The 18,905-nt window shown below is 71.0% G+C and carries 18 protein-coding genes and 1 tRNA gene; 10 read left to right on the top strand and 9 right to left on the bottom strand.

What is annotated here, in order from left to right:
• Nucleotides 1-105: 105 nt before the first annotated feature.
• The gene (locus tag HGG74_RS14255) at nucleotides 106-1,287 is read right to left on the bottom strand and encodes a histidinol-phosphate transaminase (protein WP_168487372.1); all 1,182 of its coding nucleotides are present in this window, start codon (nucleotides 1,285-1,287) and stop codon (nucleotides 106-108) included.
• Nucleotides 1,288-1,352: 65 nt separating this feature from the next.
• Between HGG74_RS14255 and HGG74_RS14250 the strand changes: the two genes are divergently transcribed.
• The 4 genes from HGG74_RS14250 (at nucleotide 1,353) to HGG74_RS14235 (ending at nucleotide 7,109) form a co-directional block, all read left to right on the top strand.
• On the top strand, nucleotides 1,353-1,757 hold the full coding sequence (locus tag HGG74_RS14250; protein ID WP_168487371.1) for a phage holin family protein: 405 nt from the start codon (nucleotides 1,353-1,355) through the stop codon (nucleotides 1,755-1,757).
• 149 nt (nucleotides 1,758-1,906) lie between these two features.
• A complete protein-coding gene (locus HGG74_RS14245) occupies nucleotides 1,907-3,331 on the top strand; it encodes an MFS transporter (protein WP_376766143.1) in 1,425 nt (474 codons plus the stop codon).
• Between the two features lie 2 nt (nucleotides 3,332-3,333).
• Nucleotides 3,334-5,505, top strand: a complete 2,172-nt coding sequence (locus HGG74_RS14240; RefSeq protein ID WP_168487370.1) for a molybdopterin oxidoreductase family protein — start codon at nucleotides 3,334-3,336, stop codon at nucleotides 5,503-5,505.
• The gene (locus HGG74_RS14235) at nucleotides 5,502-7,109 is read left to right on the top strand and encodes an FAD-dependent oxidoreductase (RefSeq protein ID WP_312856853.1); all 1,608 of its coding nucleotides are present in this window, start codon (nucleotides 5,502-5,504) and stop codon (nucleotides 7,107-7,109) included. Before HGG74_RS14240 ends, HGG74_RS14235 begins: the two co-directional genes overlap by 4 nt.
• Here the strand turns inward: HGG74_RS14235 and HGG74_RS14230 are convergent.
• Together HGG74_RS14230 and HGG74_RS14225 are read right to left on the bottom strand one after the other, a co-directional pair.
• A complete protein-coding gene (locus HGG74_RS14230; protein WP_168487368.1) occupies nucleotides 7,093-8,526 on the bottom strand; it encodes a hypothetical protein in 1,434 nt (477 codons plus the stop codon). The genes HGG74_RS14235 and HGG74_RS14230 overlap by 17 nt on opposite strands.
• A complete protein-coding gene (locus HGG74_RS14225; protein WP_168487367.1) occupies nucleotides 8,523-8,822 on the bottom strand; it encodes a hypothetical protein in 300 nt (99 codons plus the stop codon). The genes HGG74_RS14230 and HGG74_RS14225 overlap by 4 nt, the downstream gene beginning before the upstream one ends.
• A 176-nt stretch (nucleotides 8,823-8,998) precedes the next feature.
• Here HGG74_RS14225 and purB point away from each other — a divergent pair, with 176 nt between their 5' ends.
• Nucleotides 8,999-10,414 carry an adenylosuccinate lyase gene (gene purB / locus HGG74_RS14220; protein ID WP_168487365.1) on the top strand — a complete coding sequence of 472 codons (1,416 nt, stop codon included), beginning with the start codon at nucleotides 8,999-9,001 and terminating at the stop codon, nucleotides 10,412-10,414.
• A gap of 105 nt (nucleotides 10,415-10,519) precedes the next feature.
• Here the strand turns inward: purB and HGG74_RS14215 are convergent, their stop codons facing one another.
• Nucleotides 10,520-12,256, bottom strand: a complete 1,737-nt coding sequence (locus HGG74_RS14215; RefSeq protein WP_168487363.1) for a hypothetical protein — start codon at nucleotides 12,254-12,256, stop codon at nucleotides 10,520-10,522.
• A 183-nt stretch (nucleotides 12,257-12,439) separates the two neighbouring features.
• Here HGG74_RS14215 and HGG74_RS14210 point away from each other — a divergent pair.
• Nucleotides 12,440-12,513: transfer RNA gene (locus HGG74_RS14210), tRNA-Met, on the top strand.
• 168 nt (nucleotides 12,514-12,681) lie between these two features.
• Here HGG74_RS14210 and rlmN read toward each other — a convergent pair.
• Nucleotides 12,682-13,935 carry a dual-specificity RNA methyltransferase RlmN gene (gene rlmN, locus HGG74_RS14205; RefSeq protein WP_168487362.1) on the bottom strand — a complete coding sequence of 418 codons (1,254 nt, stop codon included), beginning with the start codon at nucleotides 13,933-13,935 and terminating at the stop codon, nucleotides 12,682-12,684.
• 201 nt (nucleotides 13,936-14,136) lie between these two features.
• Here rlmN and HGG74_RS14200 point away from each other — a divergent pair, with 201 nt between their 5' ends.
• Nucleotides 14,137-14,625 (top strand): GNAT family N-acetyltransferase, encoded by a 489-nt coding sequence (locus HGG74_RS14200; RefSeq protein WP_168487361.1) that lies wholly within the window; start codon nucleotides 14,137-14,139, stop codon nucleotides 14,623-14,625.
• Nucleotides 14,626-14,677: 52 nt separating this feature from the next.
• The gene (locus HGG74_RS14195; protein WP_168487360.1) at nucleotides 14,678-15,118 is read left to right on the top strand and encodes an acyl-CoA thioesterase; all 441 of its coding nucleotides are present in this window, start codon (nucleotides 14,678-14,680) and stop codon (nucleotides 15,116-15,118) included.
• Between the two features lie 39 nt (nucleotides 15,119-15,157).
• Here the strand turns inward: HGG74_RS14195 and HGG74_RS14190 are convergent, their stop codons facing one another.
• Both HGG74_RS14190 and HGG74_RS14185 read right to left on the bottom strand, forming a co-directional pair.
• Nucleotides 15,158-16,399, bottom strand: a complete 1,242-nt coding sequence (locus HGG74_RS14190; RefSeq protein ID WP_168487359.1) for a pyridoxal phosphate-dependent aminotransferase — start codon at nucleotides 16,397-16,399, stop codon at nucleotides 15,158-15,160.
• Nucleotides 16,400-16,437: 38 nt separating this feature from the next.
• Complete coding sequence (locus HGG74_RS14185) at nucleotides 16,438-16,641, bottom strand: hypothetical protein (RefSeq protein WP_168487358.1); 204 nt, start codon at nucleotides 16,639-16,641, stop codon at nucleotides 16,438-16,440.
• A 213-nt stretch (nucleotides 16,642-16,854) separates the two neighbouring features.
• Between HGG74_RS14185 and HGG74_RS14180 the strand changes: the two genes are divergently transcribed.
• Nucleotides 16,855-17,301 carry a VOC family protein gene (locus HGG74_RS14180; protein WP_168487356.1) on the top strand — a complete coding sequence of 149 codons (447 nt, stop codon included), beginning with the start codon at nucleotides 16,855-16,857 and terminating at the stop codon, nucleotides 17,299-17,301.
• A gap of 41 nt (nucleotides 17,302-17,342) precedes the next feature.
• Here HGG74_RS14180 and HGG74_RS14175 read toward each other — a convergent pair whose 3' ends face one another.
• A complete protein-coding gene (locus HGG74_RS14175; protein WP_168487354.1) occupies nucleotides 17,343-17,765 on the bottom strand; it encodes an arsenate-mycothiol transferase ArsC in 423 nt (140 codons plus the stop codon).
• A gap of 133 nt (nucleotides 17,766-17,898) precedes the next feature.
• On the opposite strand from HGG74_RS14175, the gene HGG74_RS14170 reads away from it, so the two are divergent.
• Complete coding sequence (locus HGG74_RS14170; protein ID WP_168487353.1) at nucleotides 17,899-18,333, top strand: arsenate reductase ArsC; 435 nt, start codon at nucleotides 17,899-17,901, stop codon at nucleotides 18,331-18,333.
• 26 nt (nucleotides 18,334-18,359) lie between these two features.
• On the opposite strand, the gene HGG74_RS14165 is transcribed toward HGG74_RS14170, so the two are convergent.
• Complete coding sequence (locus HGG74_RS14165) at nucleotides 18,360-18,899, bottom strand: TetR/AcrR family transcriptional regulator (protein ID WP_168487351.1); 540 nt, start codon at nucleotides 18,897-18,899, stop codon at nucleotides 18,360-18,362.
• Between the last annotated feature and the right edge of the window lie 6 nt (nucleotides 18,900-18,905).

Raw genomic sequence — 18,905 nt, 5'->3', positions numbered from 1 at the left:
CGTTCCTTTGTGGGAATATATCCTGATCGTTACTTGTCCAGCCTACCGGCAGTCAGGGACTTCTTCCGCCACATGACAAAGGAGCGGGGCGGGAATCCGCCAGCTTCAGGAAGCGGTCCGGGCCTGGACGTACGCAGCGCAGAGCTCCAGGAACCGGCTGTTTGCCTCGACCTCGCCGATGCTCACGCGGACCCCCTCGCCGGCGAAGGCCCGCACGGACAGTGCCTGCCGCCCGGCGAACTCGGCGAACTCCTCCGCCCGCGCGCCCAGCGGCAGCCAGACAAAATTGCCCTGGGTTTCGGGGAACTCCCAGCCCAGTTCACGCAGTCCGGCCACCACGCGCTCCCGCTCGTCGACCAGGCTCTGCACCCGCTCGAGCACCTGGTCGTAGTGGCGCAGCGACGTGATGGCTGCCTGCTCAGCCAGGCTGGAAACGGCGAACGGCGTGGCGGCCACCCGCAGGTACTGCGTGATGGCCGGCCGGGATACCGAGTAACCCACGCGCAGGCCGGCCAGGCCGTGCGCCTTGGAGAAGGTGCGCAGCACCACCACGTTCGGGTGCTTCCTGTACATGCTGATGCCGTCGACCACCTCGGGGTCCCGGACGAACTCGGTATAGGCCTCGTCGATCACCACGACCACATCGCGCGGGACCTTGGCCAGGAAACCTTCGACCTGGGCACCGGTCAGGGCCGGGCCGGTCGGATTGTTCGGCGTGCACAACAGGATGACCCGCGTCCGGTCCGTCACCGCGGCGGCCATTGCTTCCAGATCGTGGGTGCCGTCCGGGCGGTTGGGAACCTGCACGCTCCGGGCACCGGAGAGCCCGACCACGATCGGGTAGGCCTCGAAGGAGCGCCAGGGGTAGATGACTTCGTCCTCGGTGCCGTCCTCGCGCTGGCCGGCGAAGGTCTGCAGAATCTGGGTCAGGGCGCCCAGGCTGCCGGCACCGGTGACGATATCCTCGGCCGGCACGTCCAGGAACGAGGCGAGTTCGGTGCGCAGCGCCGTGCAGAGCGGATCCGGATAGCGCATGATGTCGGTCCGGCCATGGACGGCAGCCAGCACGGCGGGGATCGGCGGCAGCGGATTCTCGTTGGAGGAGAGCTTGTAGGCCTGCAGGCCCTCGACGGCCACCGGAGGCTTGCCGGCAGCATACTTCGGCAGCCGGCCCAGCACAGTGCGCGGCGGGATTTCGGCTGTGTTTTCACCTGCGGCGTGCTCGCCTAGGGTGCCGTCTGCTGCCGGAACCGCAGCGTCGTTGGCGGGGTGCTGGGTGGAAGTCATGCGTTAAAGGATACGTGCGGCCAGCACCGCCACCGCCTTGCTGCCCGGTGTGCCACGATGGAGCCATGGGCTTCCTCATCAGGGTAATTGTCAATGCACTGGCGCTCTGGGTGGCGAGCTGGCTGCTGCCGGGCCTGGACATCGAGGCGGGGGCAGCGGCCGAGGCGGCGGGCGGCAACCAGACCGCGGGCATTATCCTGGCCTACCTGTTCATCGGCCTGATCTTCGGGCTGGTCAATGCGCTCGTCCGGCCGGTGGTGGCCTTCCTGGCACTGCCGCTGACCGTCCTGACGCTCGGCATTTTCACCATCATCATCAATGCCGCCATGCTCATGCTCACAGCCTGGATCTCCGGCTACACGCCGGTGCACTTCGAGGTGGATTCCTTCTTCTGGACCGCGGTCCTCGGCGCCCTGATCATCAGCGTGGTCTCCCTCGTGGCGAACGTGTTCACCGGCGGCCGCCGCTAAACGTCCGCTGCCTGCCCCGCACCTAACCGCCTCCGCCGGCAGCGGTTAACCACGTTTGATCCATTCGTAACCGGCGGCCGCAATAGCCGAAACACGCGCTGCCTAACGTTTTATCCACCGGGTGAACCGCCGACCCCTGGAGGATACCGTTGAGCACTGACCAGACCACACAAACCCGCCACACCGTCCTGGCCGCGCCGGCCGTTACAGGTCCTGACCGTCTGCGGCTGCGCTCAGGGCGCTGGATCGACAATTGGGACCCGGAAGACCGCGGATTCTGGGAGGGAACCGGACGGAGGATCGCCCGGGTCAACCTCCGCTGGTCCATCTTCTGCGAGTTCCTCGGCTTCGTGGTGTGGCAGCTGTGGTCCATCGTCGCGGTCCAGCTCCCCGCGGCCGGCTTCGACCTAAGCAGTCCGCAGATCTTCTGGCTCATTTCCATGCCCAGCCTGGTCGGGGCCACCCTGCGGATCCCCTACACCTTCATGGTGCCCAAGTTCGGCGGACGCAACTGGACCATCATCTCGGCCCTGCTGCTGCTCATTCCGGCCATCGGACTGGCCGTCTGCACCTCCAACCCGGAGACGCCGTTCGGCGTCCTGCTGCTGATGGCGGGCCTGGCAGGCTTCGGCGGCGGCAACTTCGCCAGCTCGATGGCGAACATCACCTACTTCTACCCGGCCTCCGAAAAGGGCTACGCCCTGGGCCTGAACGCCGCCGGCGGAAACCTGGGCGCCGCCGTCGCCCAGTTGGTGGTGCCGGTGGCAATTACGGTCGGCGCCTTCGGCGCGACCGGTGGCCTGCAGCTGCCGCTGGCCGGGCTGGTCTGGGTACCGCTGATCCTGCTCGCGGTCTGGGGTGCCCGGCGCTACATGCACAACCTCTCCCACGCCAAGGGCGACGTGGCAGGTTCCATCGCCGCCCTGCGCGAGCCCCACCTGTGGATCATGGCCCTGCTCTACATCGGCACCTTCGGATCCTTCATCGGCTTCTCCGGGGTCTTTCCCAAGCTGATCAAGGATGTCTTCCCCGACTTCTCGGCCTTTGCCGTAGGTTCGGCCGCCCTCTCCCTGGCCTTCCTCGGGCCGCTGGTGGGCTCGCTGGCCCGGCCCTTCGGCGGCAAGCTGGCGGACCGCTTCGGCGGGGCGCGGATGACGGTGGCCTCCTTCGCGGCCATGGCGGCAATTGCGCTGACCGTGGTGTGGACCCTGCCGCTGGCCAACTTCTGGCTCTTCCTGCTCCTGTTCCTGGCCTTGTTCACCGCCAGCGGCTTCGGCAACGGGGCCACCTACCGGATGATCCCGCGCATCTTCGCCATCCGTGGCGAGGACACCGGGCCGGTCAGCGGCGGCGTCGACAGCCAGCGCAAGTCCTCGGCGGCGCTCGGCCTCATCTCCGCCATCGGCGCGTACGGCGGCTTCCTCATCCCGCAGGTGCTCAACGCCTCCAGCACTTCCACCGGCAGCTACGACGGCGCGTTCTACGGCTTCGTCGCCACCTATGCCCTCATGCTGGCCCTGGCCTGGTTCTGCTACCTGCGCCCGGGCAGCAAGATGGCCCAGGGAGGGGTCTAGCAATGGCCACCAACACGCACTGCCCCTACTGCGCGCTGCAGTGTGCCATGCGGCTGGCTCCGGCCGGCCGCATAGCCGTTCCCGCGGGTGCAGCCTCCGGCGCCGGTGATTCCAGTGCCGGGACGGCCCTGGAGGCATCCGGCCGCGACTTTCCCACCAACCGGGGCGGACTGTGCCGCAAGGGCTGGACCTCCCCCGCCCTGCTGAACTCGCCGGAAAGGCTCACGGCGCCGCTGCTGCGCGGCCCCGACGGCGTCCTCCGCCCGATCGGCTGGGACGAAGCCCTGGACCGGGCCGCGGACGCGGTGCGCGCGGCCTGGGAGCGGCACGGAACCGACGCCGTCGGCGTCTTCGGCAGCGGCGGGCTGACCAACGAAAAGGCCTACCAGCTGGGCAAGTTCGCCCGGCTGGCGCTGCGCACCCCGCGCATCGACTACAACGGGCGGTTCTGCATGTCCTCGGCGGCGGCGGCCGGAAACCGGGCCTTCGGCCTGGACCGCGGACTCCCCTTCCCGCTGGCCGATCTGGACCACGCGCACACGGTCCTGCTCCTGGGCTCCAACGTCGCGGACACCATGCCCCCGTTCGTGGCGCACCTGCAGGGTGCCCGGGACGCCGGCGGACTGATCGTCGTCGATCCGCGACGTTCTGCCACTGCGGCCCTGACCGGCGGCGGGGCCGGACTGCACCTGCAGCCGACCCCCGGAACCGATATGGCGCTGCTGCTCGGCATTGCCCACGTGGTGGTGCACGAGGGCCTCGCGGACCAGGACTTCGTCCAGCGGCGCACCGACGGCTACCGGCCGCTGGTCCGCAGCCTCAACGCCTGGTGGCCGGAGCGGGTCCAGTCCGTCACCGGTGTGCCGGCCGAGCTGGTCCGCGAAACCGCGCGCCGGCTGGCAGAGGGTGTCCGCAGCGCCCGTGCCGGGCTCTCGGCCGGCGGGACGTACATCCTCACCGGCCGGGGCGTGGAACAGCACGTTGACGGCACCGACACGGCCACCGCCGCGATCAACCTGAGCCTGCTGCTCGGGCTGCCCGGCAGCAGCCACAGCGGCTACGGCACCCTGACCGGCCAGGGCAACGGCCAGGGCGGGCGTGAGCACGGACAGAAATCCGACCAGCTGCCCGGCTACCGCAAGATCACCGACCCGGCGGCGCGCGAGCACGTCGCCGCCGTGTGGGGCGTCGCCCCGGAGCAGCTGCCGGGGCCGGGCCTGCCGGCGGTGGAGCTGCTGAAGTCCCTGGGCCGGCCCGGCGGCGTCCGCTGCCTCTTTGTCCACGGCTCGAACATCGCGGTGTCCTCGCCCGATGCCGGTGCCGTGCTGGCCGGCCTGCGGAGCCTGGATTTCCTGGTGGTCGCGGACTTTGTCCTGTCCGAAACCGCTGCCGAGGCGGACCTGGTCCTGCCGGTGCTGCAGTGGGCCGAGGAGGAGGGCACCATGACCAACCTGGAAGGACGGGTCATCCGGCGCCGCCGTGCGGTCGATCCGCCGGAGGGGGCGCGCTCGGAGTTGTGGATCATGCGTGAGCTGGCGGCCCGGCTGCAGGCGCCGTCGACGTTCAGCGACGATCCCGAGACGGTGTTCGAGGAACTGCGGCTGGCCTCTGCCGGGGGCCTGGCCGACTACTCGGGCATCGGCTATGCGCAGCTCGAGCACGACGACGCGCCGGCTTACTGGCCGTTCCCGGCGGGTTCGGCCGGCACGCCCCGGCTCTTCCTCAAGGCCTTCGCCCACCCGGACGGACGGGCGAAGCTGACCCCGGTCTCCCCCGGTGTCCCGGCCGAGCAGCTGCACCGTGCCGGAGAGCTCATCCTCACCACCGGCCGCCTGCTCGAGCACTACCAGTCCGGAGCGCAGACCCGGCGGGTGGCCGAGCTGTCCTCGGCACAGCCCGAACCCCGCCTCCAGCTGCACCCGGCCACCGCACTGCCCCTGGGCATCGGGGACGGGGACATGGCCGAGATCAGCAACGGCCGGGGCACCGTGCGGGCCCGCGCCGAACTGACCACCGCCGTCCGGCCCGACACGGTCTTCCTGCCCTTCCACTTCCCCGGGGAACAGAGCGCCAATCTGCTGACCCAGGCCGCAACGGACCCGGTCTCCGGGATGCCGGAGTTCAAGACCAGCGCCGTCCGGGTGCGCGTGCTGGAGAAAGCAGGAATCCTGTGAATCCCAAGACCCCCGTGCGGATTGCCGTGGTCGGTTTCGGGCCGGTGGCTGCCCGCCTGATCGAGGAGCTGCTGCCCCCCGTGCGCAGCGGGCAGGTACTGCTCACGGTGATCGGTGCCGAAACCGTCCCCGCCTACAACCGCGTTCTGGTGGCCGACCTGGGGGTCGGCCGGACCACTGCCGACGCCATCGGACTCGCCGACGCCGGCGAGCTGCGCGCCGCCGGCGTCAACGTCCTGCTCGGAACCACCGTCCGGCGGATCGACCGCCCCCGCCGGATGCTGGAGCTGGACAACGGGACGTGGGCACCGTACGACCGGCTGGTGCTGGCCACCGGCGCCCGCGCCGTCGTGCCCACCCTCACCGGACTGAATCCGGACCCCGCCGCCCTGCACCTGCTGCCCCCGGGCGTCACCGCACTGCGGGACCTGGGCGACGCCGCACGGCTGCGGGAAGCAGTGGACGGCGGCGGGCACGTGATCGTGCTCGGCGGCGGAATCCTGGGCATCGAGGCCGCCCTTGCTGCCGCCGAGGAAGGCGCACGGGTGACGCTGGTCCATCACGGCGACCGGCCGCTGGCCCGCAATATCGACAACGGCGGAGGCAGAACCCTGGCCAGGGCGCTGCGCTCCGCAGGCATCAACCTCATCTCCGGGGCACGCTCCACCGGCGTCAGTTTCCGGCCGCAGGCCGGCGGCCGGCACCGCTTCGACGCCCTCGAGCTCGAGGACGGCCGCCGGATCGGCGGTGACCTGCTGCTGCTCTCCTGCGGCGTCCGGCCGCGCACCGGCCTGGCCGAAGGCGCCGGGCTGCCGGTGGCGGCAGGCATTGTGGTCAACCACCGGCTGGCAGCGGACACGGAAGGCACGATCTTCGCCATCGGCGACTGTGCCGAGGTCCGCTGCGGCGACTCCTCCTGCCGGTCCTGCGCGGGGGCGGGCGGGCCGGCAGGCCTGATCGGACCCGGCTGGCGGCAGGCCGAATGGCTCGCCCGGCACCTGATCCGCGAGGCCGGCCCCCAGGCCGCGGACGATGTGGCGCCGCTGCCGGAGCTGGCCGCCGAAAAGCCCGCCGTCATGCTGCTCAAGGCCCGGAACGTGGACATGGCTTCGGCCGGCACGATCGACGCCGAACTCTGGGACGACGATGAGGCAGTGCCGTGCACCGACGGCTGCGGAGGCGTCGTGCCGCCGCGCAGGGTGGCCCAGTGGGCGGACCCGGAGCACGGACGGTACGCCAAGCTGGTCACCCGCGGCGGCCTGCTTGAGGGCCTGGTCTGCGTCGGCATGCCGCGCACGGCCGCCGAACTGGTGCTGCTGTACGAACGAGGTTCCGAACTTCCCGCCGACCGCACGGCGCTGTTCCGGCTCGATGCCGCCGAGCAGCTGCCGGACTTTTCCGGCCCGGCGGACCCGGATTCGGTCCTGTGCCGCTGCACCGGGGCCACCCTCGGCCAGGTCGAAGCGGCGGTGGCCGGCGGCTGCAGTAGCGCCGGCGCAGTGGGCGAGCAAACCCGGGCCGGAACCGGCTGCGGCGGCTGCCGGGCACGCATCACGGAACTGATCAAGTCCCGTCTGGAGGCGGCCGTCACCGGGGCCCCCTAACGGGCGGCGGACCAGGGCGGGGAGGCCCGGGCGCCCGGCGGGTGAGCTTGAAGACGTGCCGCCGGGCCGTGCCGCCGGCAAGCGCGGCCGCGACCACTGCCGCCGAGTCCGCCACGGACGGATCCGGGCTGTGCTCGAGGGTCCGCGCGGCCGCCAGGTAGTTGCCGAAATCGTGGCCGGGCCCCAGTCCGCCGTCCTCGCCGGCAGGGGTTGCCACACGGCCGGTGAGCGTGACGGTCACCCGCCCGCGGGTATCCGGGTTCGGCACCCCGTCCGCGCCGGCCACCCAGTCCTGCCGGTGCTCCAGATGCAGGCTTCTGGTTCCCGGAGCCGGCGTCCGGTCCCCTACCGGCGAGCCGGCGGTGAGGACATAGCCGACCGGGTGCCGGGACAGGAACTCCCGGTTCCGGGCCAGGTTCATGGCGTGCAGGCCGCCCTGGCTGTATCCGGCCAGGATCACCGGCTCGCCGGCCGCCGCGCCTGCCTCCGCCAGGGCCTGGGAAACCGCCTCGGCCACGAACCTGCTCTCCGCGGCCAGCGCCTCGGCAATACCGGTTTCGTCGAAGGGATTCGCGGTGGCGGCCGCTCCCCCGCTGGCCTGGGTTCCCGGCAGGGCCACGATCCAGCTGCTGCTGCCGTTCCGGCGGATCTCGACCAGTTCGAGGTGCCCCGGGCCTGCCTGTTCCGCCGCAGCGGTGCGGGCAAGCAGCCCGGCAGCCGTCGGGGGCAGCGACACGGGCCCGGCGGGTCCGGCGCGCGACACCACGATCGGCCCGGAGCGGAGCAGCCCGGCCGAGTTCGCCGCGGCCACCAGGGCCGGTGCCAGCCGCCCCGGAACTGTGGTCCCGCCCGCACCGCAATGGCGGACATCGCGCAGCAGCGGCCCGGCGAGTGCCGGCGGCAGGCCCAGCAGGACCGCCAATGCCTCCGGCGCATTGTTGAGCACGCGCTCGGTGCCCTCGCGGGTGGGCCGGCCCTCGTTGCCCAGCGCCCCCAGCGGAGCGGTGATCCACCAGGTCGGCCGGTCCGCCGCGGCCAGCGTGGACCGCACGGCCTGCTCCGCCGCCAGGTACACCTGGTGCGCCCGGTGCACGTGGTCCGAGAGCTCCCGAATCCGGCGGCCGCCCTGTCCGATGGCTGACCATGCCGCCAATACCGCCATCCGGACGGCAAACCATCCCGGTACCGCGGCCAGCGTACCGTCCAGCAGTTGCCGTTCCACTTCCGCCGCATCCGCCCGGATCTGCTCCACCCGGCCGGCAATGGCCTCCAGCCGGGCAGCGGCGTCCTCAAGTTCCTCCCATTGGAAGGCAGCACCGCCCACGCCGCCGGAAACCGTGTAGCCGGGATAGTCGCTGGAGCCGAAACGGTTCTCCCACCAGCGGGCGGACTCCGGATGCCAGTCCTCGGCCGTCATGGGAACCGCAGGCTTTCGGCCAGGGCCGCCTCGACGGCCTGTCCGAAGGCACCCACCTGGCCGGCGGCCGCGCGGACCTTGTCCGCGGCGTCGTCGACCCGCAGGCACTTCTCCGCCAGCGCACGCCGGAAGGCCTGTCCCGCCGGGGACTCCCAGGCGGCAAGTTCCAGTCCTGCCAGCGAAACGTTCACCTCCAGCAGCCTGGCCTCGCATTCGAGCAGCCGCTGCGCCAGCTGCCGGACCTCCCCGCCGGCCCCAGTACGGGAGTCAGCCGGCGTCGTCGTCCAGAAATCCATCTGTGGTTCTCCTTGGTACTGCGTCTCCCCGCCACCGACGCTACGGTGCGCTGCGGTGCGGGGGCAGCGCACGGCTGGCGGATGTGCGCAGCCGGGCCGGGAGGCCGGCTGTGGAGGGCGGGTCGGCGTCCGCCACCGCCGCGGCCGGGGGCAGCAGGCATGAAAGAATAGGGGCCATGGCTGAACATCACCGCGTTTCTTTGGCAGAAGTTTCCCCCGCAATCGCGCTTGGCCCCCTGGACGGGCGCTACCACGCCGCCGTCGCCCCGCTGGTGGATTACCTCTCCGAAGCCGCGCTCAACCGTGACCGGGTGCATGTGGAAGTCGAATGGCTGATCCATCTGACCAACCAGTCCGTGCTCCCGGGTGCCGGGCCGCTCACCGCCGAGCAGCAGAGCGCCCTGCGCAAGATCGTCACCGACTTCGACGGCAACTCCGTGCGCGAACTGGCCGATATCGAGGCCGTGACCGTCCACGACGTCAAGGCCGTGGAGTACTACATCGGCAGCCGCCTGGCCGACATCGGCATCGACCGGCTCAAGGCGATGGTCCACTTCGGCTGCACCTCCGAGGACATCAACAACCTCTCCTACGCCGTCGGCGTCAAGGGTGCCGTCGAGCAGGTCTGGCTGCCCGCCGCCCGGGACCTGGTCGCCCAGCTGGCCGCCATGGCCGAGGCCAACCGCGACGTGCCGATGCTCTCCCGCACCCACGGCCAGCCGGCCACCCCCACCACGCTCGGCAAGGAACTGGCCGTCACCGTGCACCGGCTGACCCGCCAGCTGGACCGGATCGCCAAGACCGAGTACCTGGGCAAGATCAACGGTGCCACCGGCACCTACGCCGCGCACTACGCCTCCGTGCCCGGCGCGGACTGGCAGGCCGTGTCCAGGAGCTTCGTGGAGGGGCTGGGCCTGACCTGGAACCCGCTGACCACGCAGATCGAATCCCACGACTGGCAGGCCGAGCTCTACGCCGACGTCGCCCGCTTCAACCGGATCCTGCACAATGTCTGCACGGATATCTGGAGCTACATCTCCATCGGCTACTTTGCCCAGATCCCGGTCGAGGGCGCCACCGGGTCCTCGACCATGCCGCACAAGGTCAACCCGATCCGCTTCGAGAACGCCGAGGCGAACCTGGAGATCTCCAACGGCCTGCTGGACACCCTGGCCGCCACCCTGGTCACCTCCCGCTGGCAGCGCGACCTCACGGACTCCTCCTCGCAGCGCAACATCGGCGTCGCCTTCGGCCACTCGCTGCTGGCGATCTCCAATGTGGCCAAGGGCCTGGACCGGCTGGACGTGGCCACCGACGTGCTCGCCGCGGACCTGGACGAGAACTGGGAGGTGCTCGGCGAGGCCATCCAGATGGTGATGCGCGCCGAGGCCGTCGCCGGGGTGCCGGGCATGGAGGACCCGTACGAGCGGCTCAAGGAGCTGACCCGGGGCCACCGCGTCGACGCCGCGCGGATGAAGGAATTCGTCTCCGGCCTCGGCCTGTCCGCCGAGGCCGAGGAGCGCCTGCTCGCGCTGACCCCGGCCACCTACAACGGCATCGCCAGCCAGCTGGTGGACCACCTCAAGAAGTAGGCATCCCTCGCCGCCGTGAAGCGCGGCGGACGACGGCGGCGGCCCGGGTTGTGCAACCCGGGCCGCCGTACTGTTAACCGGCCTCAGCCCGGCACTAAGGTTCCATCAAGGTTCCATCACCTCATGCGGCACCAGCTCGTGCAGCTCGATCCTCCTGTTCCCCAGCACCAGATAATGTATCCTTCGGGAAGCCGGGGTGTCTCCCTCCACCGACATCCGCCAGTACCCCGCCCCGTCACCCTCCCGGACCCACTGCTGCTCCCCCGCACCCCTGCCCCTCCGCAGCGGATGGACATCCCGCGTCCCCATCCGCTCCGCCCGGCCCGTCAGCAGGTCCACCAGCGCCCGCAGCGCCTTGAGGCGCAGCTCCGGCGGGTGGCCGAAGTAGGACCGGAGGAACTTCGGGCCCAGGGCAGGTTCTGCCAGCGGGTACCGGGCCTTCTCCGAGGCCTGGACCCGTTCCGTCCACTGCAGGTGGAGCTCGTGGCGGAACTGGTCCTCGTTGGCGGCGAACACCCGGGGATACATGGCCGCTGGACGGGGTCTTTCCGCCTCCCGGACGCGCTTCTGGGCCTTCAGCAGGCGTTCCTGGGTTTTCCGGTTCAGGGCCCGGAGTTCGGAAAGCTCGGAACCGGCCTCCACCAGGGCCGCGTGGGTGCCCGCCAGTTCGTTCCGGAGCCGTTCGATGACCTGGTCCTTGCCCAGGCGTTCCTCCTCCTCGGCGCGCAGGCGGCGGATTTCGGCGCGCGCGGCGTCGAGTTCCCGCAGGACGGATTTCAGGGCGGTGCCCGACCGGGCGGCCGGTTCCCCGGGGCCCTCCGTCCCGGACACCAGTGCCTTTGGGTCCGCGGTGTCCGCCGGCTGCTCCAGTTCCTCCTGGCTCGGCGGCAGGAGGTCACGGCCGGGCAGCAGCCAGGGCAGGCCGCCTTCGATGACCGCCGGAGCGGGCTCGACCACCTCGTCGTCGTCCACCTCCCGGAGCGAAAGCTTGCGCACGCCCTTTTCCTGGCCCAGCCGCGCAGCGACCACGGCACCGGCCGTGAGCAGGTCTTCCAGGGCGTCCAACTCGTTCGAGGTCACGTCCTCGCGGGAAATCCGGATCTTGTCGCCGGGCAGAACCTCCAGGCATGCCCGGTCCCCGTCCACCGCCTCCACCAGGCACAGCACGACCTTGCCCCAGCCGTAGTGGGACTGGGCGTTGGGCAGCCGTACCAGCGAGCCGGAGAGGTCCATCCGCCAGGACACCGGATCCACCGGGCCGCTGACCTTCTGCCCGCGTGCCAGCAGCCAGTCCAGCCGCACCCCCGGCACGAGGTCCGGCTGCGCGACCGTGGCGGGGGAGCCGTCCTCCAGCCTCACCCAGGCAAGCTCCCCGGCGCCCAGGAAGCCCGTCACCGTTCCGGACCGGATGTCGGGGCCGGCCACCAGTGGGACCGGTCCGGTGGCGGCCTGCTCCAGCACGGCCTGGTCCACCGGGAGGCCAAAGAAGATATCCAGCAGCTCTTCGGCCTTCCTGCCGACTTCTCCCCGGGTGCTCGGCAGCACGAACCGGGTGGGATCGCCGGCCGGGCGGTCCCCCGCCGCCGCACGGTATACGCGCGCCCCGTTGCCGTAGACATCGCTTCCTTCCGGCAACGCATCCTTCAGGCCATAGCTCACCGGACCGCTGGTAATCAGCACGACGTCTCCCCAGCCCTCGGTTTCCCGGGCCAGGTAACCGGCGTCCAGATTAAGGTCCGTCCGGTCGGGCAGATGCGAAACCACGATCAGATGCCGGGTCCTGTCCGAACGGATCAGTTCCGCCAGCTCCGCACCCGTCTTGTCCCACTTAATCAGTGCCACGGTATTGCCCCTTCCCCCGAGGGTCCCCTGGCGGCCCCCGGGCCGGAGGCGCCACCTGGGACGCTACCGGCTGCCACCGACGGTTTGGCCGGCCGCCGGACAGCCGCCGGGCGCCGGCCGGTGTGAGACTGGACACGAAAGTCGTTGTTGGAAGAACAAAAGGTTTACAGTCGTTATACACGCCGCGGGGTGGAGCAGTTCGGTAGCTCGCTGGGCTCATAACCCAGAGGTCAGAGGTTCAAATCCTCTCCCCGCAACGGAAAGGCCCCTGGCCGGACGATCACGTCCGGCCGGGGGCCTTCGCAATTCTGCCGCACTTATTTCTGCCGGACTGCCGGGAACCCCCGGTGTCCCGGCAGCCCGGCAGCCGCGGGGCCCGGACCGGGAGCCGCCCGCTCCCGGTCCGCCCGTGCCCCGCTCCCCGGCTACTCGGCAGCCGCGAGCTGGCCGCAGGCGCCGTCGATCTCCTTGCCGCGGGTATCACGCAAGGTGGTGGGAATCCCGGCGGCGGTCAGCCGGTCGATGAACTCGCGGGTGACGGCCGGCTCGGAGCTGGTCCAGATCGAGCCCGGCGTCGGGTTCAGCGGGATCGGGTTCACGTGCACCCAGCCGCGGCCGCGCTTGTTCAGCTTCTTCGCCAGCAGGTCCGCGCGCCAGGGGTGGTCGTTCATGTCCTTGATCAGCGCGTATTCGATCGAGACACGCCGGCCGGTGGCCTTGTAGTAGTTCCAGGCGGCGTCCAGGGCCTCGTCGACCTTCCAGCGGGAGTTGACCGGGATCAGGTCATCGCGCAGCTCGTCGTCCGGGGCGTGCAGGCTCAGGGCGAAGGTGACCGGGATGTCCTCGGCGGCCAGCTTGTTGATCGCCGGGACCAGGCCGACGGTGGAGACGGTGATGTTCCTAGCGCTCATGCCCAGGCCCTCCGGCGCCTCCGCGGCCATCCGGTGCACCGCGGCCATCACGCGCTTGTAGTTGGCCAGCGGCTCGCCCATGCCCATGAAGACGATGTTGGTGACCCGCTCCGGATCGCTTCCGCCGGCGCGGGCCCGGCCGCCGAGCCCGCCTTCGGCGATGACCCGGTTGGCCTGAACGATCTGGTCCAGGATCTCCGCGGTGGACATGTTCCGGGTCAGCCCGGCCTGGCCGGTGGCGCAGAACGGGCAGTTCATCCCGCAGCCGCACTGGCTGGACACGCACAGGGTGATCCGGCCGGGGTAGCGCATCAGCACCGACTCGACCAGCGAGCCGTCGAAGAGCCGCCAGAGGAACTTGATGGTGTCCCCCTTGTCGGTGGTCAGCCGCTTGACCTCGGTCAGCAGCGTCGGGAACAGCGCCTGCACCAGCTCCGCGCGCCCGGCCTTGGGCAGGTCGCTCATGCGCTCCGGGTCGGTGGTGTAGTGCTGGAAGTAGTGCACCGACAGCTGCTTGGCGCGGAAGGCCGGCAGGCCCAGCTCCTTGAGCTTCTCCTGGCGCTCGGCCAGGCTCAGGTCCGCCAGGTGCACCGGCGGCTGGGACACGCGCGGGGACTTGAACTGCAGCAGCGGCCGGCCCTCGCGGGTGACGGCCTGCTGCCAGCCCTCGGCGGCGGGGCGGACCTGGGGGCGCTCGGAGCCGGCGGCCGGGGCGGGCGCGGCGGCAGGCACGGCAGAGGACACAGTGGAGGAATTCTGGGAAGACATTGGCACTATTGTCTCACACAGGCTAAAGTTCTCCCCCCGCAGCAGCTCCCCCGGCCCACGGACGACGGCGGTGCCGGCGCCTGCCCGGCTGCCGTCATCCGTCCGCCGGGTGCCGTAAACCGATGTGCACCGGGCGGAAACACCGGCGAAACCGGCCGCTCCTAGGCTTGGTGTGCATACACCTTCGGCAGACAGGAGGCAGTGATGCACACCCCGCGGCTCACCATCAAGGAGGTGCCCTGGTCCAACCCGGTCGGGGCGGACCTGCGCGCGGCCCAGCAGGCGGAGCTGGACGCGCGGTTCGGCACCGCCGGCCACGAGCCGGGCCCGGCGCCCTCGGCGGCGGACATGGCCGTCTTCCTCGTCGCCTACGAAAAATCCTCCGGCCAACCGCTCGGCTGCGGCGGGCTGCGGCGGCTGGACGAGGCCACCGCGGAGATCAAGCGGGTGTACGTGGTCCCCTACGCCCGCGGCTCCGGGGTCTCCGCGGCCATCCTGGCCGCGCTGGAAGCGAAGGCCCTGGCCGCCGGGTACGTGGAACTCCGGGCCGAGGCCGGGTCGGTCCAGGCCGACGGCAGGCGCTTCTACGAACGCGGCGGCTACCTGCCGGTCCCGAACTTCGGCCCCTACGAGGGGGTGGAAGGTTCGCGCTGCTATGCCAAGGTCATCGCGGCCGCGGTCCCCGGCTGACCCGGAGCGTCACGTGCTGGGGCGGGCCCGGACGGCAGGCTAGCCTCGGAACATGACAACCGGCGACATTACCTTCCACACCCGCAAGTGGGTGCGCCCCGAGGACCTCAACGCCAACGGCACGCTCTTCGGCGGCAGCCTGCTGCGCTGGATCGACGAGGAAGCGGCGATCTACGCCATCATCCAGCTGGGCAACGGCATGGCGGTGACCAAGTACATGTCCGAGATCAACTTCGTCAGCTCCGCCCGGCAGGGGGACCTGATCGAGATGGGCCTGACCGCCACGCACTTCGGCCGGACCTCGCTGACCATGCGCGCGGAGGTGCGCAACATGATCACGCGCAAGTCCATCCTGACCATCGAGAAGATCGTGTTCGTGAACCTGGACGAGGACGGGAACCCGGCCCCGCACGGGTTCACCGAGATCACCTATGACCGGGACCGGGTGCCCAGCCACCACCTGGACCTGAAGGCGCCCGCGGAGAAGGACTGACGGCGGCGCCTTCAGCGCCCGACGAGCAGCGGCAGGCCGTCAGCGCCGGGACTGGAACCTGAGGATCCGCCCCAGCGCCCCGGCCACCGCCTCCCGGCCGGCGGCGAAGGACAGGCGCACGGACCGGGTGCCGTGCACGCCGTCGAAATCCGCGCCCGGCACCAGGGCCACGCCCTCCTGCTCCAGCAGCGCCCGGCAGTAGGCGGCCGAATCGGCGAAGCCGGCCAGCTGCGGCCCGAGGTCCGCGTACAGGTAGAAGGCCCCGTCCGCCGGGGCCGCGCTGCCCCAGTCGAGCCGGCCGAGGTTCTCCAGCAGCAGCGCCCGGACCTGCGCGTAGCCGGCCACCGCGGCGTCGGCGCCGGCGTAGGACTCCTCGGTGAACGCCTCGACGGCGGCCAGCTGGGCCGGGGCCGGCGGGCAGAGCGCCACATTGCCGGCGAGCGCGTCGATGGCCCCGGCCAGGTCCGCCGGCATCAGGGCCCAGCCCAGCCGCCAGCCGGTCATGCCCCAGTACTTGGAGAAGGAGGAGATGACGACGGCGGTCCGGTCCAGTTCCCAGGCGCAGACGCCGCGGGCGCCCGGGGCGTGCGGATCGGCCGGGTAGGTGATGCCGTGGTAGATCTCGTCGCTGACCAGGCGCACCCCGTTTTCGGCGCACCAGCCGGTGAGCGCCCCGAGCTCGGCACGGGTGGCCATGGTGCCGGTGGGGTTGGCCGGCGAGGCCAGGATGAGCCCGTCCAGCCCGCCGTGCGCGGCGGCCGCCGCCTCCAGCAGCGCCGGGGTGGGCTGGTAGCGCTCGGCCGGCCCGCAGTCGAGCTCCACCACCTGGCAGCCCAGCGCCCGCAGGATGTTCCGGTAGGCCGGATAGCCCGGACGGGCCAGCGCCACCCGGTCCCCGTGGTTGAAGGCGGCCAGGAACGCCAGCACGAAGGCGCCCGAGGATCCGGTGGTGATGGCCACCTCGTCCGGGTCGACGTCGAGGCCGTACCAGCGGCCGTAGTGGGCGGCGACTGCCTCGCGCAGCGGCCGAATGCCCAAGGCGCCGGTGTAGGTCAGGGCCAGGCCGGAGGCGTGGATTTCGGCGGCGCGGGCCGAGACTGCCCGGGGTGCGCCGGCAGAGGGCTCGCCCGCGCACAGCGAGATCACGTCCCGGCCGGCTGCCCGCATGTGGGCCACCCGGTCCAGGATGCTCATGACTTCGAAGGGCGGGACGAGGGCGCGGTCGGCGGCCTTCAGCGGGGTCACGGCGTCTCCAATCGGGCGGGCGGCTGCCTCCAGCATGCCACCGGTCCGGCGTTTCCCGCAGGAGCGGGGAGCCGCTAGTCGACGAACTCGGACTGCGTTTCGATGAAGTCCCAGTCCCGCGGAGGCAGCGTCTTGTCCTTCAGGTCCGGGCCGCCGGCCTCGTAGACCGCCAGGGCCACGTCCGGCTCGATGGTTTCGGCCCGCAGGTTCTCGCGGAACCATTCCTTGTGCTCGGTTTCCAGCTCCTGCCACCACTGTTCAATGCGCGGTTCGGTCATGGTTCGGTCCTCCGGTTCGGCCTGTACCTCCACCGTAGGCGTGCCCGGCAGGTGCTTCAAGGGTCCGCCTCCGGCAGCGCTGCCGTCCCGGCCGCCCCGGCAGCTGCCTCTTGCCTTTGCCCGCCGCCGGTGCCAGTCTGGTCACCGTCCGGCCGGCGGACGGGGAACGCCCGCGGCCGCGGCAGACCCGACCACCGCGCAAGGGAGCACCTGATGGCACGCATGATCTTCCCGAACCTTCCGGTCAGCGACATCCGCAAGGCCACCGGTTTCTACACCGCCCTCGGCTTCGCCAAGGACCCGCGCTTCAGCAACGAGCAGTGTTCGGCCATCACCGTGGCCGACAACATCACGATCATGCTGCTGGAGAAGCAGATGTACGAGGGCTTCCTCGGCGAGGGCGGGACGGCACACCTGAATTCGGCCGCCAAGGAGGTGCTCAACTGCCTCAGCTGCGACTCCGCCGAGGAGGTGGATGACCTCGTGGCCAAGGCCGAGGCCGCCGGCGGCAGCGTCTACCTGCCGGCCAAGGAGCAGATGCCCGGCATGTACGGGGCCTCCATCGCCGACCCCGACGGCCACGTCTGGGAGCTGCTCTGGATGTCGCCGGAGGCCGTCGAGGCCGCCAGCGCGCAGAACGCCGCGGCCGGCCAGGGCTGAGCACACCAGGCGGCGCCGCCGGCCGCGGCCGGCGGCGGCTGCTACCGGCCGGTCAGTTCCCGGTGCAGCGCCTCGACCCGGGCCCTGAGCTGGTCGCGGACCAGGCGCATCCGCTCCGCCCCGTGGATGCCGCGCAGGCTCGGTTCCTCGATCTCCCAGCGCTCGTACCGGGTGCCCGGCAGCTGCTCCAGCTGCGCGTTGCTGCCCAGGATGACGACGACGTCGGCGGCCCGCTGGGCTTCCTCGGTCACCGCCACGGGCACCCGGGCGCCGATGTCGACGCCGAGTTCGGCCAGCGAGGCCGCCGATTCCGGGTTCACCGCCTCGCCCGGCACGGTGCCGCAGGAGCTGACCTCCACCGTCCCGGCTGCCGCCAGTTCCATCAGGCCGGCCGCCATCGGGGACTTGCCGCTGTTGGTGGAGCAGACGAAAAGGACGCTGGGCTTGCCGGTTTTGACGTTCATGGGCTGCTTTCCGTTCAGCAGCTTCCCCTTTCCCTCGCAGGCTCGGGACGGGGTCCCTGCCGCTTCTCCGATTCCAGTAAGGATCCGGCGCCAAGGCTGTTCAGGGCACCGGGTACCAGCGAATAATAGCCCCATGACCGACACCGATGCCGCCAAGCCCAGCGTCCTCTTCGTCTGCGAGCGCAATGCCGGCCGTTCCCAGATGGCTGCCGGCTACCTGGCCCAGCTGGCCCGCGGCACCGTCGAGGTCCGCTCGGCCGGCCTGCGGCCGGCGCGCCGGGCCAACCCGGACGTCGTGGCGGCCATGGCCGAGGACGGCGTCGACATCTCCGCCGAACAGCCCAAGGCGCTGACCAAGGAGGACCTGGAGCGGGCCCACCTCGTGGTCACCCTCGGCTCCCGCGAGGAATGCCCGGTGGTCCCGGGCCGGCGCTACGAGGACTGGGACCTGGAGGACACCGCCGGCAAGGACCTGGCGGCCCTGCGGCCGGTGCGGGACGAGATCAAGGGCCGCGTCCAGCAGCTGCTCACCGAGCTGCTGCCCGCCCGCCATCCGGACGCCAGCTAGCGTTCAGCGGGCTCCCTCAGGGAGCGCTACTTGCGCGCCACGAGCGCGTCCACCTGCTCCAGCACCGCTTCCAGTTCCTCGTCGGTGACCCGGGGACCGGTGGTGCCGGCGGAGAAGAACGTCGCGCTGTAGTACAGCCCGTCGCCCATCAGCTTGACTGCCTGCGCCAGCGCCCGGCTGCCCAGGCAGGATTCGAGCGCCCCCAGCCACACCTCCTGGACCCGGGCGAAGGTCTGCACCGCCGCCGGATGGCCCTGCTGGACCAGCCGCGCCACCGCCACGATGGCCCGGTCCAGCGGTGAGTCGATGTACCGGGACGTCCTGACGTAGTAGCGCGCCGCCCCCTCGGGTGCTGACACGATCAGCTCCGACTCCGCCGCGGTCAGCGCCTCGAGGCGCTCGCAGAGGGCCTGGACCATCGCCTCCTTGGAACGGAAGTGGTACAGCAGCCCGCCCTTGGAGACCCCGGCGGCCGCTGCCACCGCATCCATGGTGGCGGCCCGCTCCCCTTCCTTGATCAGGATGTCTTCGAAGCTGTCGAGGATGCGGTCTTTGGCACTGGACATGGCTCC

Source organism: Arthrobacter mobilis, assembly GCF_012395835.1.
GTDB lineage: Bacteria > Actinomycetota > Actinomycetes > Actinomycetales > Micrococcaceae > Crystallibacter > Crystallibacter mobilis.
Note: the sequence above shows the minus strand (reverse complement) of the source record. Positions and strands in the feature narration are given on the sequence as shown.

Excerpts from the sequence above, each read along its gene's own strand:
- HGG74_RS14255 (WP_168487372.1), bottom strand. The coding sequence starts at position 1,287 with ATGACTTCCACCCAGCACCCCGCCAACGACGCTGCGGTTCCGGCAGCA.
- HGG74_RS14250 (WP_168487371.1), top strand. The coding sequence starts at position 1,353 with ATGGGCTTCCTCATCAGGGTAATTGTCAATGCACTGGCGCTCTGGGTG.
- HGG74_RS14240 (WP_168487370.1), top strand. The coding sequence starts at position 3,334 with ATGGCCACCAACACGCACTGCCCCTACTGCGCGCTGCAGTGTGCCATG.
- HGG74_RS14230 (WP_168487368.1), bottom strand. The coding sequence starts at position 8,526 with ATGACGGCCGAGGACTGGCATCCGGAGTCCGCCCGCTGGTGGGAGAAC.
- HGG74_RS14225 (WP_168487367.1), bottom strand. The coding sequence starts at position 8,822 with ATGGATTTCTGGACGACGACGCCGGCTGACTCCCGTACTGGGGCCGGC.
- purB (WP_168487365.1), top strand. The coding sequence starts at position 8,999 with ATGGCTGAACATCACCGCGTTTCTTTGGCAGAAGTTTCCCCCGCAATC.
- rlmN (WP_168487362.1), bottom strand. The coding sequence starts at position 13,935 with ATGTCTTCCCAGAATTCCTCCACTGTGTCCTCTGCCGTGCCTGCCGCC.
- HGG74_RS14195 (WP_168487360.1), top strand. The coding sequence starts at position 14,678 with ATGACAACCGGCGACATTACCTTCCACACCCGCAAGTGGGTGCGCCCC.
- HGG74_RS14190 (WP_168487359.1), bottom strand. The coding sequence starts at position 16,399 with ATGCTGGAGGCAGCCGCCCGCCCGATTGGAGACGCCGTGACCCCGCTG.
- HGG74_RS14185 (WP_168487358.1), bottom strand. The coding sequence starts at position 16,641 with ATGACCGAACCGCGCATTGAACAGTGGTGGCAGGAGCTGGAAACCGAG.
- HGG74_RS14180 (WP_168487356.1), top strand. The coding sequence starts at position 16,855 with ATGGCACGCATGATCTTCCCGAACCTTCCGGTCAGCGACATCCGCAAG.
- HGG74_RS14175 (WP_168487354.1), bottom strand. The coding sequence starts at position 17,765 with ATGAACGTCAAAACCGGCAAGCCCAGCGTCCTTTTCGTCTGCTCCACC.
- HGG74_RS14170 (WP_168487353.1), top strand. The coding sequence starts at position 17,899 with ATGACCGACACCGATGCCGCCAAGCCCAGCGTCCTCTTCGTCTGCGAG.
- HGG74_RS14165 (WP_168487351.1), bottom strand. The coding sequence starts at position 18,899 with ATGTCCAGTGCCAAAGACCGCATCCTCGACAGCTTCGAAGACATCCTG.